At 73.2% G+C, this 14,586-nt stretch carries 16 protein-coding genes; 9 read left to right on the forward strand and 7 right to left on the reverse strand.

Going from position 1 to position 14,586, the window contains the following annotated elements:
- Positions 1-55: 55 nt before the first annotated feature.
- The 4 genes from ABD297_RS08955 (at position 56) to ABD297_RS08970 (ending at position 2,955) form a co-directional block, all read left to right on the forward strand.
- On the forward strand, positions 56-772 hold the full coding sequence (locus tag ABD297_RS08955) for a DsbA family oxidoreductase (protein WP_344254538.1): 717 nt from the start codon (positions 56-58) through the stop codon (positions 770-772).
- 60 nt (positions 773-832) lie between these two features.
- A complete protein-coding gene (locus ABD297_RS08960; protein ID WP_344254539.1) occupies positions 833-1,240 on the forward strand; it encodes an MmcQ/YjbR family DNA-binding protein in 408 nt (135 codons plus the stop codon).
- Between the two features lie 75 nt (positions 1,241-1,315).
- Positions 1,316-2,104, forward strand: coding sequence for a CAP domain-containing protein (locus ABD297_RS08965; protein WP_344254540.1), 789 nt, complete (start codon positions 1,316-1,318; stop codon positions 2,102-2,104).
- A 20-nt stretch (positions 2,105-2,124) separates the two neighbouring features.
- Positions 2,125-2,955, forward strand: a complete 831-nt coding sequence (locus tag ABD297_RS08970) for a 2-phosphosulfolactate phosphatase (protein WP_344254541.1) — start codon at positions 2,125-2,127, stop codon at positions 2,953-2,955.
- 39 nt (positions 2,956-2,994) lie between these two features.
- On the opposite strand, the gene ABD297_RS08975 is transcribed toward ABD297_RS08970, so the two are convergent.
- From ABD297_RS08975 to ABD297_RS08990, 4 genes are all read right to left on the reverse strand, one after another.
- On the reverse strand, positions 2,995-3,408 hold the full coding sequence (locus tag ABD297_RS08975; RefSeq protein WP_344254542.1) for an NUDIX domain-containing protein: 414 nt from the start codon (positions 3,406-3,408) through the stop codon (positions 2,995-2,997).
- Positions 3,409-3,437: 29 nt separating this feature from the next.
- Positions 3,438-3,644 carry a mycothiol transferase gene (locus tag ABD297_RS08980; RefSeq protein WP_344254543.1) on the reverse strand — a complete coding sequence of 69 codons (207 nt, stop codon included), beginning with the start codon at positions 3,642-3,644 and terminating at the stop codon, positions 3,438-3,440.
- Positions 3,645-3,847: 203 nt separating this feature from the next.
- Entirely contained in the window at positions 3,848-4,546 is a 699-nt protein-coding gene (locus ABD297_RS08985) for a Type 1 glutamine amidotransferase-like domain-containing protein (RefSeq protein WP_344254544.1), read from the reverse strand.
- Positions 4,547-4,768: 222 nt separating this feature from the next.
- Entirely contained in the window at positions 4,769-6,151 is a 1,383-nt protein-coding gene (locus ABD297_RS08990; RefSeq protein WP_344254545.1) for an NAD(P)/FAD-dependent oxidoreductase, read from the reverse strand.
- A gap of 152 nt (positions 6,152-6,303) precedes the next feature.
- Here ABD297_RS08990 and ABD297_RS08995 point away from each other — a divergent pair, with 152 nt between their 5' ends.
- A complete protein-coding gene (locus tag ABD297_RS08995) occupies positions 6,304-7,659 on the forward strand; it encodes an aspartate aminotransferase family protein (protein ID WP_344254546.1) in 1,356 nt (451 codons plus the stop codon).
- A gap of 124 nt (positions 7,660-7,783) precedes the next feature.
- Here the strand turns inward: ABD297_RS08995 and ABD297_RS09000 are convergent, their stop codons facing one another.
- Entirely contained in the window at positions 7,784-8,542 is a 759-nt protein-coding gene (locus ABD297_RS09000; protein ID WP_344254547.1) for a YqjF family protein, read from the reverse strand.
- Between the two features lie 95 nt (positions 8,543-8,637).
- Between ABD297_RS09000 and ABD297_RS09005 the strand changes: the two genes are divergently transcribed.
- From ABD297_RS09005 to ABD297_RS09020, 4 genes are all read left to right on the forward strand, one after another.
- The gene (locus ABD297_RS09005) at positions 8,638-9,621 is read left to right on the forward strand and encodes an L-lactate dehydrogenase (RefSeq protein ID WP_344254548.1); all 984 of its coding nucleotides are present in this window, start codon (positions 8,638-8,640) and stop codon (positions 9,619-9,621) included.
- 65 nt (positions 9,622-9,686) lie between these two features.
- The gene (locus ABD297_RS09010) at positions 9,687-10,481 is read left to right on the forward strand and encodes a TetR/AcrR family transcriptional regulator (protein WP_344254550.1); all 795 of its coding nucleotides are present in this window, start codon (positions 9,687-9,689) and stop codon (positions 10,479-10,481) included.
- A gap of 4 nt (positions 10,482-10,485) precedes the next feature.
- Positions 10,486-11,310 (forward strand): thioesterase family protein, encoded by an 825-nt coding sequence (locus ABD297_RS09015; protein WP_344254552.1) that lies wholly within the window; start codon positions 10,486-10,488, stop codon positions 11,308-11,310.
- Between the two features lie 203 nt (positions 11,311-11,513).
- Positions 11,514-12,920 carry a L,D-transpeptidase family protein gene (locus ABD297_RS09020; protein ID WP_344254553.1) on the forward strand — a complete coding sequence of 469 codons (1,407 nt, stop codon included), beginning with the start codon at positions 11,514-11,516 and terminating at the stop codon, positions 12,918-12,920.
- Positions 12,921-13,024: 104 nt separating this feature from the next.
- On the opposite strand, the gene ABD297_RS09025 is transcribed toward ABD297_RS09020, so the two are convergent.
- Positions 13,025-13,477 (reverse strand): OsmC family protein, encoded by a 453-nt coding sequence (locus ABD297_RS09025; protein ID WP_344254554.1) that lies wholly within the window; start codon positions 13,475-13,477, stop codon positions 13,025-13,027.
- 49 nt (positions 13,478-13,526) lie between these two features.
- A complete protein-coding gene (locus ABD297_RS09030; protein ID WP_344254555.1) occupies positions 13,527-14,540 on the reverse strand; it encodes an LLM class flavin-dependent oxidoreductase in 1,014 nt (337 codons plus the stop codon).
- Between the last annotated feature and the right edge of the window lie 46 nt (positions 14,541-14,586).

Consider the following 14,586-nt stretch of genomic DNA (forward strand, 5'->3'; position numbering starts at 1 on the left):
CGGACGCCTCGCCCGATGCGGGGAACACGACCACGCGCCGGTAGGTTGCACGACCGTGAAGATCGACATCTGGTCCGACATCGTGTGCCCGTTCTGCTACCTCGGCAAGCGTCGCCTCGAGGCTGCCCTGGCTCAGTTCGAGCACGCCGACGAGGTCGAGGTGCAGTGGCACAGCTTCGAGCTGGACCGCGGCGCCGCTCCCGTGGCGGACCGCGACCTCGTCGACCTCGTCGCCGCGAAGTACGGCACGACGCGCGAGCAGGCCGTCGCGCAGCACCGCTCGATGGCGGCAGCGGCCGCCGAGCTGGGCCTGACCTTCAACTGGGAGCAGGCGCGCTACGGCAACACCTTCGACGCGCACCGCGTCGTGCACCTCGCCGCCGAGCAGGGCCTGGCCGACGCCGCCCACGAGCGGCTGATGCGCGCCTACTTCACCGACGGCCTCGCGGTCGGCGACCGCGACGTGCTCGTCCGGCTCGCCGTCGAGATCGGCCTCGACGAGGGCGCCGTGCGCGACATGCTCGAGTCCGACGACTACGGCAACCACGTGCGCAGCGACGAGGCCACTGCCAAGATGCTCGGCATCGAGTCCGTGCCCTTCTTCGTGCTCGACCGCAAGTACGGCGTGTCCGGGGCCCAGCCGGTCGAGGTCTTCACCCAGGCGCTCGAGACGGCGTGGGAGCACCGCCACGAGGTGCTCGAGCCGGTCGCCGCGGGCGGCTGCGGCGGTGGCTGCGGCGCCGGCGGCTGCGGAGGGGCCTGCGGCGCCTGATCCGCACGACCACCGCTCTACGGGTCTGACCGGGCCCCGCTGGGCCTAGCGTGGGTGGGCATGTCCCACCCCCAGATGTTCGACACCGGCGACCCCTACCTCCGGCGCCTGCGCGAGATCTGTCTCGCGCTGCCCGGCGCCGACGAGAAGGTCTCGCACGGCCGCCCCAACTTCTTCACCCGGAAGGTCTTCGCCATCTACGGCGGCGTCGTCAAGGGCGACCACGACCCGGAGCCCTACCGCCACGCCCTCATCGTGCAGCCCGACGAGGCCGACCGCGCGGCGCTGCTCGAGGACCCGCGGTTCGTCGTGCCCGGCTACTACGGCCCGTACGGCTGGCTCATGCTCGACCTGCGCAACGACCGGGCCGCCGACGGGATCGACTGGGACGAGGTGGCCGAGCTCGTCGACGCGTCGTACCGCCGCACGGCACCCGTCCGTCTCGTGCGCGGGCTCGACGCGCACTGATCGGTCCACGCTCATCCGGCCCCTGACCCGTCGGGGCGCGTAAGGTACCGGTCGCTGGGTCGACGAAAGGCGTACATGGGACGGCACACCGATCCCGCGATCATCGGGTCGCGGCGGGCCGCGGTCGTGACGCTGGTGGTGTCGGCGCTGCTCGTGATCGGCGGTTTCGCGATCCTCAACCAGGCCGGCGACCTGCGGCTCCGCCCGACCCAACCCCCGACGAGCCCTGCGTCCGTCTCGCCGACGGGCCGTGTCGACGGCGTCGAGCAGCCGGGCCCGACGGCGTCCACCTCGGTGACCGGCGTCCCGTCGCCGACGACCGCCCCGCCGAGCCTCACCGGCTCGCCCTCGCCCAGCCCGTCGCTCACCACCCGGGCGCCGGCCCCTCTCCGGACGGCCGTCCCGGCGGGCACCCCGAGCGTGACGCCCGACGCCTCCCCGTCCACGACGGGTCCGGCCGCGCCCTCCGCCGCACCGCCTCGCGCCGGGGTGGCCCACCAGGTGCTGGCCCTCGTCAACGTCGAGCGCAACCGCGCCGGCTGCGGTCCCGTGTCCGCGAACGCCGCGCTGCAGAGTGCGGCCCAGGGACACAGTGACGACATGGCCGCCCGCGACTACTTCTCCCACACGAGCCCCGACGGGTCGACCTTCGCCGACCGCATCCGCGCCGCCGGCTACCGCGGTGGAGCGATCGCCGAGAACATCGCCGCCGGGCAGGCGAGCGCCAAGGACGTCATGCGGGCCTGGATGGCCAGCCCCGGCCACCGGGCCAACATCCTCAACTGCACCTACCGCGACATCGGCGTGGGCTACGCGACCGGCGGCAGCTACGGCACGTACTGGACCCAGACGTTCGGCGGCTGAGCGACCGTAGGTTGGGGACCATGGAGCCAGCGGCAGCGGTGCACTCGCAGGACCGTCACGTCGTCCGCCTCGACTGGGGACCCGTCGCGGCCGAGGCACTGACGCGGTATGCCGTCGCGTCCGGTGCGCCCGTGTGCGCCGTCGTCGTCGACGTGCTCAGCTTCACCACGTGCGTCTCGGTGGCCGTCGACACCGGCATCCGGGTGCACCCCTACCGCTGGCAGGACGAGTCGGCGCAGGCCTACGCCGACGAGCGGGGCGCGGTGCTCGCCGGGCCGAGGTCGGCCACACGAGCCGAGGGCGCGGTCAGCCTGTCCCCGGCCTCGATCCGGTCCGCGGGCGAACGCGGTGGCCTCGACGACCTCGTGCTCCCGTCACCGAACGGCTCGACGATCAGCGCCCTGCTGGCTGACGCGGGTGCCGACGTCGTGGCGGCCTCGCTGCGCAACAGCGGTGCGGTCGCGGCCTGGCTCGTCGACTGGCTCCAGGCGTCGAGCGGCTCGCGGGCGCAGCCCGCCGTGGTCGTCGTGCCGGGCGGCGAGCGGTGGCCCGACGGGTCGCTGCGCCCGGCGGTCGAGGACCTCTGGGGCGCCGGCGCCGTGGTCGCGGCGCTGGCCGCCCGGCTCGAGCACCGCGGCGGTCCGCTGCTGCTGAGCCCGGAGGCGGAGGCGGCCGGTGCGGCGTGGCTCGCGGTCGAGGACCGGCCCGTCGAGGCGCTGGTCGCCTGCTCGAGCGGGCGGGAGCTGGTCGAGCAGGGATGGCCCGACGACGTGACGATCGCGGCCGAGGTGAACTCCTCGGACGTGGTGCCGGTGCTGACCGACGGCGTCTACACACGGCATACGGCCTAGGCCCGTCGGCGAGGGAGCTGCTCGGCGAGCGCGCCGCGGTCAGCCGGTGGTGGCGAGCCGCACGGCGTCCATGATGCTGGACCTTGCCGCGGGGTGCGCCAGCTGGAGGTCCCCGAGCTCGCTCGGCCGGAACCAGCGGAAGTCGTCGTGCTCCTCGGGTGCGGCGTTGGCGGGCTCGCCGTCCCAGCGCGTGACGAGGAAGGCGTGCAGCTCGAGGGTCGGGTCGCTGATCGTCATCGGGAACGGCACGGGGTCGTGGACGTGGACCCCGAGCTCCTCGAGACACTCGCGCCGGACCGCCTGCCGTGGCAGCTCGCCCGGCTCGACGTGACCGCCGACGAGGTCCCAGCAGTCGGGGTACCACCGACGCGAGGGATGGCGGTGCACCAGGAGCACGAGGCCGTCGCGGACGAGGGCCGCGACCGCGATCGGGGTCGGAGTCCTGGTGGCCATGGCAGCACCCTAGGCGTGTGGCCTCCGGGCTACTGGCCCGTCCGGCCGTCGACGCACTCGCGCAGCAGGTCGCCATGCCCGCAGTGGCGGGCGTACTCCTCGATGAGGTGGACGACGACGCCGCGCACCGCACACGGCTCGCCCGGGACGAAGCCCTCACCCGGGTCGTCGTAACGGGCGTAGACCTCGCGCGTGTGCGCCACCTCGTGGCGCCACGACGCCCACGCCTCGGCCACGCAGCTCTCGGTGCCCGTCGCACTTCATCTCGAAGGTCGTCCGGTAGTGCTCGAGGTAGTGGGCCAGCGTCTCGGTCTCGCCCACAGGGTTCTCGGCGAGGTTGCGCGGGTCGACGTCGGGGTCGACCCAGAAGGCGCGGCGGGCGGCGGTGAGGTTCGACGCGCTCACCCCAGCCTGCCCAGCGGAAGACTCCGCGATGCCGTCACTCACGGGCGGCCGTGGCGGTCCGGTCGCCGTTCATGAGGTGCCACGTCCCCTCGGAGACGACCTCGACGGCGCCGTCGACGACGGCGATGGCCGTCTGCCCGTCGATCAGGTAGGCCGGGCGGTTGATGCCCTCGAGCCAGCTCTCCGCCTCGGCCATGGAGTTGCCGGGCATGCCGTCGGGAGCGAGGTGCGGGAAGATCGAGAAGTCGACGAGGCCCAGGGTGCTGACGTCGCCGATCGGCGGCCGCCACTGGATGAAGTCCTCTCCGACCTCGGGCGTCATCACCATGCTGCCGGCGCTCAGCCCCACCCAGACCGTGTCGTCCAGCGACGGCAGCAGGTCGGCCAGCCCCGACTCCCGCATCCAGTGCGCGAGGTAGAGCACGTCCCCGCCGGCGACGAGCAGGACGTCCGCCTCCTCGACGAGGGGCACCCAGCGCTCCGCATCGATGCTGGGGAGGGCGGTGAGCTCGAGCACGCCCACGGACTCCCAGCCCAGCCCCACCATGGGGTTCTGGGAGGTCCCGCTGATGAACTGCCACGCCTTGGTGCCCGGGCCGCCCATGGGGTGCCCGTACATCGCGGTCGGGATGCACAGGGCCCGCGACTCGGCGATCGGCTTGCCGAGCATCCCGACGAGTGCTGCCTGGATGCTCGGGTTGGTGATGCCGCTGTCCGTGAGCAAGAGCTTCATGGGTCCGGTCCTCTGGGTCTCGGTGGTGCGTGGTCACTGGGACCACGAACGGCAACGGGCGAATACGACACGTTCCCGACCAAGGATGGGACATCACGGCGCGCAGTGGGGGCCGGCGGCCGCCCGCGACCCGCATGACCCGCGTGACCCGCCCAGGAGGACACCGCGGCCAGGGTGACGGGCCGGACGGCATACGCCATCGGTGCCCGAGCGCGGGGACGCCTACTGGCCCAGGGCCGCCCAGAAGGCGGAGGCGGCACGGGAGGGCCTGCCCGAGCGACGTTCGGACCAGTCGGCCGACGTCATGAGGGCGGTGACGGCGTTGACGCCCAGCCAGCGCAGCGGCTCGGGCTCCCAGTCCCGGGAGGTGCGCCCCGCCCACGGCAGCGAGGCGAGGTCGTCGGGGTCGTCGCCGCGGATCATGGCCGCGAGCGTGCGCCCGGCCAGCGCCGACGTGGCGACGCCGTCGCCGACGTAGCCTCCGGCGAAGGCGAGCCCGGTGTGGCGGTCGTGGCGCACCGAGGGGAACCAGTCGCGCGGGACACCGAGGTTGCCGCCCCAGGCGTGGGTGAAGGTGACCCCGTCGAGGACGGGGAAGAGCTCGACGAGGATCCGGCGCAGGGCCGCGTGGACCCGGTCGTCGCGGTCGTAGATCGGCGAGACCTTGGAGGCGTAGTGGTAGGGAGCACCCCTGCCACCGAAGGCGATCCGTCCGTCGCGGGTGCGCTGGCCGTAGATCGTCAGGTGGCGGTTGTCGGCGAACGTCGTGCGGTTCTCGAGGCCGATCTGCGCCCACAGGTCGTCGGACAGGGGCTCGGTCGCCGTCATGAGCGAGTAGATGGGCGCGATGGCCCGACGCCGGCCGGCGACGGTGGGCGTGTAGCCCTCGGTGGCGAGCACGACGTGGTCGGCACGCACGGTGCCGTGCGCCGTGACGACCCGGTGGCTGCGCACGTCGACGGCTGCGGTGCGCTCGTGGATGACGACGCCGCGCCGCTCGACGGCCTCGGCGAGGCCGCGCACGAGCCGGGCGGGGTGGATCGCCGCGCAGTGCGGCGTGAACGAGCCGCCGAGGGCCTCGCTCACCCCGGCGACGGCCGTGACCTCGTGGGCGTCGAGGAGACGGTGGTCCTCCTCGCCGAAACCCCACTCACGGTGCTCGGCGACCTCGTCGCGCACCCGCTCGAGCTGGGCGGGGTTGCGCGCGACCGAGAGGTAGCCGCCCTGGTCGAAGTGGCAGTCGATGCCCTCCGCGTCGGCGATCCGGCCGACGTCGGCCACCGTGTCGTGAAGCAGGTGCTGCATCCGCACCGCGGCGTCGCGACCGCGCTCGGAGGCCATCCGGCGCAGGGAGGCGGGGAAGAGCGCCGAGCACCAGCCGCCGTTGCGGCCCGAGGCGCCGTAGCCGGCGACCTCCTTCTCGATGACCGCCACCCGGATCGAGGGGTCGGCCGTGACGAGGTGGTATGCCGTCCACAGCCCCGTGTAGCCGGCCCCCACGATCGCGACGTCGACCTCGAGGTCGGTGATGAGGGAGGGGCGCGGCTCGATGTCGTCGATCGTGTCGTGCCAGAGGCTGAGGCCGCGGTAACCGCTGGAGGGCATGGCCGGGATCATGCCACCTCCAGAGCCCTCGAAACGGACATGGAACCTGTGCCTTTTCGCTTGAATCCCCTTCCAACACCTACGGAATCCGTGGTGTGACGCAGGGTGGGCCATGACTTCCGCCGTCGGCGGCCTCACGGCATGATGCGGGCATGAGCACCCTCGACCGCTCCCGCCTCGCCGACCTGCACGCCCGTGAGCGCGCCGCCTTCTCCGATGCCCGCCCGAGGTCGCGCGCCCTCGCCGACCGGGCGGCCGCGCACATGCCCGGCGGCGTGCCGATGAGCTGGATGGTCAAGTGGCCCGGCACCTTCCCGGTCTTCGTCGAGCACGCCGAAGGTGCCCACTTCACGTGCGTCGACGGCATCGACCACGTCGACCTGTGCCTCGGCGACACGGGCGCCATGATGGGCCACTCCCCTGCCCCGACGATCGAGGCCGTGACCCGCCAGCTGTCGCGCGGCATCACGACGATGCTGCCCACAGAGGACGCGATCGCGGTCTCCACCGGCCTCGCCGAGCGCTTCGGCCTGCCCTCCTGGCAGTTCACGCTCACGGCCACCGACGCCAACCGCCACGCGATCCGCTACGCCCGCCACCTCACCGGCCGGAGCAAGGTCGTCGTGCACAACTGGTGCTACCACGGGTCCGTCGACGAGGCCTTCGCGACGCTGGGCACCGACGGCTCGACGGTCAACCGGCGCAGCAACATCGGCGCCCCCGTCGACACCGCCGAGACGACCCGCGTCGTCGAGTTCAACGACCTCGAGGCGCTCGAGCGGGCGCTGGCCCACGGCGACGTCGCCGCGATCCTCGTCGAGCCGGCCCTGACCAACATCGGCATCGTCCTGCCCGACCCCGGGTACAACGAGGGCGTGCGTGAGCTGGCGACCCGCTACGGCGCCCTGCTCATCAACGACGAGACCCACACCATCTGCGCCGGCCCCGGCGGCTACACCGGCACGCACGGCCTCCAGCCCGACATGCTCGTCATCGGCAAGTCCATCGGCGGCGGGATCCCGTGCGGCACCTTCGGATTCAGTCAGGACATCGCCGACCGCATCGCGCGCTCCATCGAGCTCGAGGACATCGACGTGGGCGGCATCGGCGGCACCCTCGCCGGCAACGGGCTGTCCATGGCGGCGATGAAGGCGACGCTCGAGCAAGTCATGACGACCGAGGCCTTCGAGCACATGGTGCCGCTCGCCGACGCCTGGGCCGACGGCGTGCAGGCCGGCATCGACGCGGTCGGCGCCGACTGGCACGTGACCCGGCTCGGCGCCCGGGCGGAGTACAACTTCTCCGGTCGCCCCTCGCACGACGGCCAGGAGGCCCACGACGCGGACGACTTCGAGCTGCAGCAGTACCTCCACCTCTACGCCCTCAACCGCGGCATCCTGCTGACGCCGTTCCACAACATGGCGCTGATGAGCCCGGCCACGACGGCCGCCGACGTCGACGCCCACACGACGATGTTCGGGGAGTGCCTGCGCGAGCTCTACGCCTGACCCCGCCCGCACGACCCTGCCCGCCTGCCTGCCCGAGCCGACGGGGCGACGTGACGACCGGCTGGCAGGCCACGACCCGGCATACGCCCGCTGTGCGGTGGGCGCGCCTGCTGCCAGCCGGTCGTCACGCCACGCGGGAAGGACGGCCGAAGCGGGTGGCCACCCCCGGTGACCACAGCGCCCGCAGCCGCGGCCCGGCGACCGTGACCCCGCTCGCCCCGAGGAGGTCGTCGGCCAGCTCGACGACGTCGGCGGAGTGCAGCGGCCACGGCTCGTGCTCGTTGGGCACCCAGAGCGTGCGACCGGCGACGCGCGTGTGGGCGCCCCAGCGCGCCGTCAGCCACGTCTCGAGAGGCGTCGGCTCGACCCTCTCGCCGACGCGCACGGTCAGCAGGCTCCGCAGCCCGCGGGACGGGGCACGCCGCCGGCTCTCGTACGTCACGAGGTCACCGTCGCGGCGAAGGCGCATGCGGGCCCACGTGTAGGGGATCCCGAGCCCGGCGCGCGCCGCCGCCACGACGAGCGCGCGCTCGGTCTCGAGCGACCGGAAGAGCACGCCGTGACGACCCGCGTCGTCGACCGAGTAGAGACGGATGTTCGTCTCGAGGAAGCTGCCCACCCACGGCAGCCGGGGTGAGGGCGCCCGACCGAGCCGTATGCCGTCCATGACGAAGGGGACGAGGGCGACGTAGGTCAGTCCGTCCGCGAAGACGTCGGGCCGCGTGCCGACGGGGAAGAGGTGGCGCACCGACTCCGCCTCGACCGGCCAGTGCACGAAGGTCAGGTCACGCCACACCTGGTCGAAGACGACGGGCGGGCGCAGGGGCGGCGGCGTCACCGGGTAGGCGCGCAGCAGGTCGCGAGCGTCGACGGACCGGTCCACCACCCCATCGTCACACGATCCCGCGGAGCAACCTTCGACACCGCCCGCCCCCGCTAGCGTGGTGCCAGCACCCGACGAGCCGAGGAGCACCGACCATGACCGCGCAGGCACCCGGAGACGGCGCGCGTCGACGCCGCACGACCAAGCTGGGCATCGTCGGTGCCGGCGCCGTCGGCGCCACGCTGGCGTATGCCGCGTTGATGCGTGGCGTCGCCCAGAACGTCGCGCTCTTCGACGTCAACGCCGCCAAGGTGCACGCCGAGGCCCTCGACCTCAGCCACGGGATCCAGTTCGTCCCCATGGCACACGTCGACGGCTCCGACGACATCGAGGTCCTCGCCGACAGCGACGTCATCGTCTTCACGGCCGGCGCCAAGCAGAAGCCCGGTCAGTCGCGGCTCGACCTCGCCGAGTCGACGATCGGGATCATGCGGGCGATCCTGCCGCGCCTCGTCGAGGTCGCGCCCGACGCCGTGCACGTCATGGTGACCAACCCCGTCGACGTCGTGACGTATGCCGCGCTCCAGGTCTCGGGCCTGCCGCCGGAGCGCCTCTTCGGGTCGGGCACCGTGCTCGACTCGTCGCGGCTGCGCTTCCTGCTCGCCGAGCACACCGGGGTCGCGGCCCAGAGCGTGCACGCCTACGTCATCGGCGAGCACGGCGACTCCGAGCTGCCGCTGTGGTCGTCGGCCTCCATCGGCTCCGTGCCGCTGCTCCAGTGGCGCACCCCGGACGGGCGCATCGCCCTCGACGAGGAGGCCCGCGACCGCATCGCGACCGACGTCGTGCAGTCGGCCTACCGCGTCATCGAGGGCAAGGGCGCGACGAACTACGCCATCGGCCTCGCCGCCACCCGCATCATCGAGGCGGTGCTCTACGACGAGCGGCGCATCCTGCCCGTCTCCTCGCTGCTCGAGGACTACTACGGCATCAGCGACGTCTGCCTGTCGGTGCCGGCGATCCTGCACGCCGGGGGCGTCGGCGGCCGGGTCGAGGTGCCGATGACCGACGCCGAGCTCGCCGGGCTGCGGGCCTCCGCCGAGGCCGTCCGGCAGACGGCGCGGCGCTTCGGGTTCTGAGGCCTCGGGCGTCCATCCCTTCGACGGGTGACGCCTGCCGGGACGCGCCGGAGCATGATGGGGCCGTGAGCCCGTCCGCCGCCTTCGACGCCGACCCGTCGGCGAGCCCTGCCTCCGGGGGGCCGCAGGGTTCCCGGCAGGCGCGGGCGTCTCGGGAGTCCCCGGACGCCGGCGCACCCGCTGCGCGCGCGACCTACCACCACGGCGACCTGCGGCGGGCGCTGCTCGACGCCGGCACCGACCTCGCCCGCGAGGGCGGCCCCGACAAGGTCGTCCTGCGCGAGGCGACGCGCCGCGTCGGGGTCTCGGCCAACGCCGCATACCGCCACTTCGCGGACCGCGACGCCCTCCTCGGCGAGGTCGTCTCGCGGGCGCAGGCCAGGGCCGCCGACGTCATCAGCGCGACCATGGACGCGGTCCCCACCGGGCTCGACGCGGGCCGGCGGGCCAGGGCGCGCTTCCGGGCCGTCGGCGTCGGCTACCTGCGCTTCGCCATGGACGAGCCGGGACTCTTCCGCGCCGCCTTCGCCGTGCCCGTCGACCTCAGCCGCGCCGCCTCCTCCGACGCCGCGGGCGCCGCGGGCCGGACCCCCTTCCAGCTGCTCTCCGACTCGCTCGACGCCATGGTCGACGCCGGCGTGATGTCGGACGACGAGCGACCCGGCGCCGAGCTGCTCGCCTGGTCGGCCGTGCACGGCATGGCGATGCTCGCCCTCGAGGGGCCGCTGCGCGACCTGCCGCGCGGGGCTGTCGACGAGCTCGCCCCGCGCCTGGTCCGGATGGTCGACCTCGGCCTCGGCCTGTCGGACGGCGTCGCCCCGGACCCCTCGGAGGACGGCGCCGACGCCCGCCTAGGGTGAACGGGTGACCAGCGAGACCCGCGACAGCGCCAGCTTCGAGCTCGACCGGGAGACGCCGGCCTTCTACCGCCGGCTCGGCCCCGGGCTCTACGCGCCGACCGTCCACGTGCAGGGTGCGTGGCGCGACGACGAGCAGCACATGGCGCCGGTCAGCGGCATCCTCGCCCACGAGATCGACCTGCACGAGCCGCGCGAGGGCATGCAGCTCGCCCGCATCTCCTTCGACATCCTCGGCATGATCCCGGCCCTCCCGAGCCGCGTCGAGGTGCGCACGACGCGGCCCGGCCGCACCATCGAGCTCGTCGAGGCCACGATGCTCGTCGACGACCGGGCCGTGGTGCGCGCACACGCGTGGCGCCTCGCGGCCCACGACTCCGAGCCGGTGGCCGGGGTCGAGCTCGAGCCGATCCCGGGACCCGACGCGATGCAGCCCTGGACCGGCGCCGACACGTGGGAGGGCGGCTACATCCAGGGCCTCGAGTTCCGCGTCGACCCGGAGCGTCGCCCGGGCCGCACCCGTGCCTGGATCAGAGCCACCAACCCTCTCGTCGACGGTGAGTCCTGTTCTCCCACAGCCGATCTCGTGCGACTGGCCGACACGGCCAACGGCATCGCCGTCCGGGTGTCACCGCGCGAGTGGATGTTTCCCAACGTCGACCTCAGCGTGCACCTCTTCCGCGAGCCCGTCCGAGGCTGGGTCGGTTTCGACACCCGCGTGACCATGGGGCCCACCGGCCTCGGCCTCACCTCCACCACCCTCCACGACGAGCGCGGCCCCGTCGGCCGCGCCGAGCAGATCCTCACCGTCCGACGCATGCCGGAGGCCTGAGCCCGGCACGCGGCGGTCCGACCAGACGGGCCGTCGCAGACCGGCTCCGGGACGCCGCTCGCACTCGGACCACCTTTCCGCCCGGCAGCGCGTCGAGAGGGTGACGGCATACCACCCCAAACGGGGCGCGGCCTGCCACAATGAGGGGCGCGACCGCGCCGACTCACACCCGCCGCCACGCGGTCAGGACACAGGGGAACACCATGAGGACCATCCGCATGGACAGGAAGCGCGCCACGGGCACCGTCGCCGCCGCACTCGCTGTCGTCGCGCTCACCGCCACCGCACCGGCCGCCCTCGCCGACGGCCTGACGGGCACGCCCACGCCCACGGGCTCGTCGAGCACGACGGGAGCGACCGGGAGCACGGTGGCCGACACGACGACGACCACCGACACCACCACGACGACCACCACGACGACCACGACCTCGGCGACCTCGGCGACCTCGGCGACCACGGGCGCCACCGGCACCGCCACGTCGACGACCACGACTCCGGCCGCGACCACGACGACCACGGCCCCCGCCCCGGCAGCCCCGGCCGTCATCAGCCGCACGTCCCCGGTCGCCGTGGTCAAGGACCTCCAGGTCCGCCTCAAGCTCGTCGGTCGCTTCGCCTACGCGATCACCGGCGTCTACTGGTCGGCCGTCGACCAGTCGGTGCTCGGTTTCCAGCAGGCCCAGGGCCTCCCGCAGAGCGGCGTCGTCGACCAGGGCACGTGGGACCGGCTCCGTGCCCTGACCGTCAGCCCGACCGCGATCCCCCGCACCGCCCCGGCCACCACCGTCAAGGACCTGCAGGCCCGTCTCAAGCTCGCGGGCCGCTTCGCCTACGCCGTCACCGGCGTCTACTGGTCGGCCGTCGACCGTTCGGTGCTGTCGTTCCAGCAGGTCCAGAACCTCCCGCAGAGCGGCGTCGTCGACCAGCGCACGTGGGACCGCCTGCGGGCCGTGACCGCGAGCCCGACGGCCATCGGCCGCACCGCCTCGGCAGCCCAGGTGCGCGAGGTGCAGCTGCGCCTGCGGGCCGTGGGAAGCTGGCCGTATGCCGTGAGCGGCGTCTACTGGTCGGCGCTCGACCGCGCCGTGCTGGGCTTCCAGCAGTCGCGCGGCCTCCCGCAGTCGGGCGTCCTCGACGTGCGCACGTGGAGCCGGCTGGTGTCCGACACCTACCGCCCGGGCACCTTCGACACCTACCGTTTCACGGCCGCCCTGCAGCCGGTCATGCCGAAGGCGGCCTCCCTCGACAGGCGCTGCCTCACCGGTCGGGTCATGTGTGTCGACAAGGGCACCCGCACCCTGACGTGGGTCGTCGACGGCAAGCCGCTCATGGTGATGTGGGCCCGTTTCGGCGGGCCGGGCCGTGAGACCCGCGAGGGCACCTTCAGCGTGTCCCGCAAGTACGAGTACGTCATCTCGAACCTCTACTTCACGCCGATGCCCTACTCGATGTTCTTCTCGGGCGGCCAGGCCGTGCACTACTCGTCGAACTTCGCGCGGCTCGGCTACGCCAGCTCGAGCCACGGCTGCGTCAACATCGCCGACCACGACCAGGTCAAGGCGCTCTTCTTCAAGGTGCGCGTCGGCGACAAGGTCGTCGTCTACCCCTGACCCGGCCAAGCCGAAATCGCGGTCACGGCCGGGCGACCTCGTCGCCCGGCCGAACCCATGTCCTCAGACTGGAGCGGACCCGCCGCCAAAGGTCGGCAGGCGGGTCACTCGACGGTCGTCGTGACCTTCTGGCCGAGCTCGACCGTGCGGCTGACCGTGCACCACTCGTCGTGCGAGCGCCGCACGAGCTTGGGCAGCATCTCGCGGGCGGCGTCGCCGGCCTCACCGCCGGGGAAGCGGACGCGGAAGCGCACCTCGATGTCCTGCAGGTGGTTGCCGTGCTCGTCCTTGACCTTGTCGGCGGTCACCTCGATCTCGAACTGCTCCGGCTCGGCGCGTCGCGTCGTCACGGTGTCGACGTCGACGGCGGTGCAGCCGGCGATCCCGGCCAGGAGCAGCTCGACCGGCGAGAGCTCGTCGGTGCCGGAGCTCAGGCTGATCGAGCCGCCCCGGTCGTTGCGGGCCGTGTAGCGCCCGACGCTGTCGCGGGTCAGGGTGACGCGGCGCAGGTCCTTCGGGTCCCGCTCGGGGGTGCTTGCGGTCGTGCTCTCGCTCATGGGTGCAGCCTCTCAGAGGTCGGGGTCCGGCCGGCGGCAGGTCCGTGGGTCAGCTCCACGCGTCGGCGAGCAGCTCGTAGGAGCGCAGCCGGTCCTCGTGGTCGTGGGCGCCGCACGTGACGATGACCTCGTCGACGCCCGTCGCCTCGACGAAGCCGGCCAGCCCGTCACGGACCTCGTCCGGGGTGCCGACGAGCGACACTCGCGTCATCTCGCTCACGGCCTGGCGCTCCGCCGGCGACCACGTGCCCATGAGGCTCGCGATGTCGCCCTGCGGCTCGGGCAGGCCGGCGCGGCGCCCGGTGACGATGCCGTGGAAGCGCTGGAGCACGCTCGTGAAGAGGCGCTCGGCCTCAGCGGTCGTGTCGGCGACCATGACGTTGACGCCGGCCATCGTGCGCGGGGCGTCGAGTCCGCCGGGCTCGGTGGAAGGGGTGAAGCGCGACCGGTAGACCTCGAGCGCGCTCATGAGCGCGGCCGGGGCGAAGTGCGAGGCGAAGGAGTAGGGCAGGCCGAGCGCGGCCGCGACCTGCGCCCCGCCGTGGCTGGAGCCGAGGATCCAGATCGGCACGTGCGTGCCCTCGCCCGGGATGGCGCGCACCTTGGCGTCGGGGTCCGGGTCGCCGAGGTAGCCGATGAGCTCCTCGACCTCGCCCGCGAAGTTCATCGCGGCGGCCTCGTTGCGCCGCAGCGCCCGGGTCGTGAAGGGGTCGGTGCCGGGGGCGCGGCCGAGACCGAGGTCGATGCGGCCCGGGTGGATCGTGGCGAGCGTGCCGAACTGCTCGGCCACGACATAGGGCGCGTGGTTGGGCAGCATGATGCCGCCGGCGCCGACCCGGATCGTCTCCGTCTGGTCGGCCACGTGGCCGATGAGGACCGCCGTCGAGCTCGAGGCCACGCCGCGCATGTTGTGGTGCTCGGCCATCCAGTAGCGCTGGTAGCCCCACTTCTCCGCGTGGCGGGCGATGTCGACCGTCGAGGCGATCGCCTCACCGGCCGTGCCGCCGTCGAGGACGGGCACGAGGTCGAGGATGTTCAGCTGGGCTTTCGGGGCAGGACTCACGTGGGTGGCAACAGGCCGTGTGGGGCGCGGTATTCCGAGGCCGTGC

Source organism: Terrabacter carboxydivorans (assembly GCF_039532035.1).
GTDB lineage: Bacteria > Actinomycetota > Actinomycetes > Actinomycetales > Dermatophilaceae > Terrabacter > Terrabacter carboxydivorans.

Excerpts from the sequence above, each read along its gene's own strand:
- ABD297_RS08995 (WP_344254546.1), top strand. The coding sequence starts at position 6,304 with ATGAGCACCCTCGACCGCTCCCGCCTCGCCGACCTGCACGCCCGTGAG.
- ABD297_RS09005 (WP_344254548.1), top strand. The coding sequence starts at position 8,638 with ATGACCGCGCAGGCACCCGGAGACGGCGCGCGTCGACGCCGCACGACC.
- ABD297_RS08985 (WP_344254544.1), bottom strand. The coding sequence starts at position 4,546 with ATGAAGCTCTTGCTCACGGACAGCGGCATCACCAACCCGAGCATCCAG.
- ABD297_RS08960 (WP_344254539.1), top strand. The coding sequence starts at position 833 with ATGTCCCACCCCCAGATGTTCGACACCGGCGACCCCTACCTCCGGCGC.
- ABD297_RS09020 (WP_344254553.1), top strand. The coding sequence starts at position 11,514 with ATGAGGACCATCCGCATGGACAGGAAGCGCGCCACGGGCACCGTCGCC.
- ABD297_RS08990 (WP_344254545.1), bottom strand. The coding sequence starts at position 6,151 with ATGCCCTCCAGCGGTTACCGCGGCCTCAGCCTCTGGCACGACACGATC.
- ABD297_RS08965 (WP_344254540.1), top strand. The coding sequence starts at position 1,316 with ATGGGACGGCACACCGATCCCGCGATCATCGGGTCGCGGCGGGCCGCG.
- ABD297_RS09025 (WP_344254554.1), bottom strand. The coding sequence starts at position 13,477 with ATGAGCGAGAGCACGACCGCAAGCACCCCCGAGCGGGACCCGAAGGAC.
- ABD297_RS08975 (WP_344254542.1), bottom strand. The coding sequence starts at position 3,408 with ATGGCCACCAGGACTCCGACCCCGATCGCGGTCGCGGCCCTCGTCCGC.
- ABD297_RS08970 (WP_344254541.1), top strand. The coding sequence starts at position 2,125 with ATGGAGCCAGCGGCAGCGGTGCACTCGCAGGACCGTCACGTCGTCCGC.